This is a genomic window from Paraburkholderia sp. (assembly GCF_036488505.1).
Classification (GTDB): Bacteria; Pseudomonadota; Gammaproteobacteria; order Burkholderiales; family Burkholderiaceae; genus Paraburkholderia.
The window spans coordinates 1-2068 of sequence record NZ_DASXHN010000263.1; the positions used below are offsets into that span (position 1 = coordinate 1).

Consider the following 2068-nt stretch of genomic DNA (forward strand, 5'->3'; position numbering starts at 1 on the left):
TCGTCGCGGCCGGCGGCATCATTGCAACCGCTCAGCTAGGACCGATCGCGAAGGAATACGGCTTCGCCAGAATGCCGGTCAGCCTGTTGGGCATCACGCTACCGCTCCTGACGATGACGCTGTCCATCGACAATCTGTGTAACGGCTTCACTCGCCCTCTGTGCGGTTTTCTATCGGACCGCATTGGCCGTGAAAACACGATGTTCATGATTTTTCTCGGCGAAGGGGTCGCGCTGCTCGGACTGATGCAGTTCGGTCATAACCCGTACGCGTTCATGTTCTTCGCCGCTGCCATATTCCTCTGTTGGGGCGAAATCTTCTCGATCTTCCCGGCGACCTGTGCGGACACGTTCGGCAGCAAATACGCCGCAGCGAATGCGGGGACGCTCTACACCGCGAAAGGGACTGCTGCGATGCTGGTGCCGGTTGCATCGGTGCTGTCCGCTACCGGTGGCTGGAGCACCGTGTTTATCTCAGCGGCCGTGATATCGATCGCGGCCGCCATATCCGCGAAATTCATTCTCGCCCCTATGAGAAAGCGCTGGATCGAAAACTCAGGCGCGCCAGCCGGTGCGGCCGTCGCCGGGGCACGGCTGCAACCGTCGTCCGGCGGCTCGTCTGATTGAACGATCTCGTGAGCCCGCCGCTCACTATCAACCCATCACGCCCCGCTACCCAGGAGAGATGTCATGGCAGAAGCCGACCAGCTCACAACCGACACTACGTCCCAACAACAGGCGAGCCAAACGACCGATGGATTCCATCTCGTCATCGACGCGCTGAAACTGAACGACATCGATACCATCTTCGGGCTGGTCGGCATTCCGATCACCGACCTCGCGCGGCTTGCCCAAGCGCAAGGGATGCGTTTCATCGGCTTCCGTCATGAACAGCACGCCGGCAACGCGGCGGCGATTTCCGGCTACATCACGCAGAAGCCGGGCGTCTGCCTGACCGTGTCGGCACCAGGCTTTCTCAACGGCTTGACAGCCCTGGCCAACGCGACCACGAACTGTTTCCCGATGATCCTGATCAGCGGGTCGAGCGAACGTGAGATCGTCGATCTGCAACAGGGCGATTACGAAGAAATGGATCAGTTGAACGCGGCAAAGCCTTACGCAAAGGCCGCGTATCGCGTGCTGCATGCGGAGGACATCGGCATCGGTGTGGCGCGTGCGATCCGTGCAGCGGTGTCTGGCCGGCCCGGTGGCGTGTATCTGGACTTACCGGCCAAGCTGCTCGCTCAGACGCTGGACGCCGTGAAGGCGCAGCAGTCGCTAGTGCGAGTGGTCGACGCCGCACCGCGTCAGTTGCCGGCGCCGGAATCGGTCAAGCGTGCGATCGATGTGCTGAAGAGCGCCAAACGTCCACTGATCCTGCTCGGCAAAGGCGCGGCGTACGCGCAGGCTGACGCGGAGATTCGCGCGTTCGTCGAACAAAGCGGCATTCCATATCTACCGATGTCGATGGCCAAAGGTCTGTTGCCCGACACGCACGAGCAATCGGCGGCGGCGGCGCGCTCGTTCGTGCTGCAGGAGGCCGACGTTGTCATGCTGATCGGCGCGCGTCTGAACTGGCTCCTCGCGCATGGCAAGGGCAACACGTGGGGCGCGGAGCCGAAGAAGTTCGTGCAGGTCGATATCTCGCCGACCGAAATCGACAGCAACGTCGCGATCGCCGCGCCGGTGATCGGCGATATCGGTTCGTGCATGGCGGCGCTTCGCGCAGGCCTCGATGCGAGTTTCGCGAAGCCGGGCGTTGAGTGGACCGGCGCGATTGCCGAGCGCAAGAACAAGAATCTCGCCAGGATGGCCGCAACGCTCGACAAGAATCCGTCGCCGATGAATTTCCACAGTGCGTTGCGTGCGATCCGCGATGTGCTGAAGACGCGCCCGGACATCAACGTCGTCAACGAGGGCGCGAATACGCTCGACTACGCGCGCAGCATTATTGACATGTACGAGCCGCGCAAACGCTTCGATTCGGGCACGTGGGGAATCTTGGGTATCGGTATGGGCTTCGCCATCGGCGCGGCGGTAACGACAGGCAAACCGGTGGTCGCGATCGA

The 2068-nt window shown here is 61.8% G+C and carries 2 protein-coding genes; both read left to right on the forward strand.

The features are described 5' to 3' along the window. Positions 1 to 626 (forward strand): MFS transporter (locus tag VGH68_RS15760; RefSeq protein WP_331604576.1); only part of this gene is annotated, 626 nt, incomplete at its 5' end. Positions 627 to 689: 63 nt separating this feature from the next. Continuing rightward, positions 690 to 2068: oxalyl-CoA decarboxylase (oxc, locus tag VGH68_RS15765; protein ID WP_331604578.1), on the forward strand; the 1379-nt coding region annotated here is incomplete at its 3' end.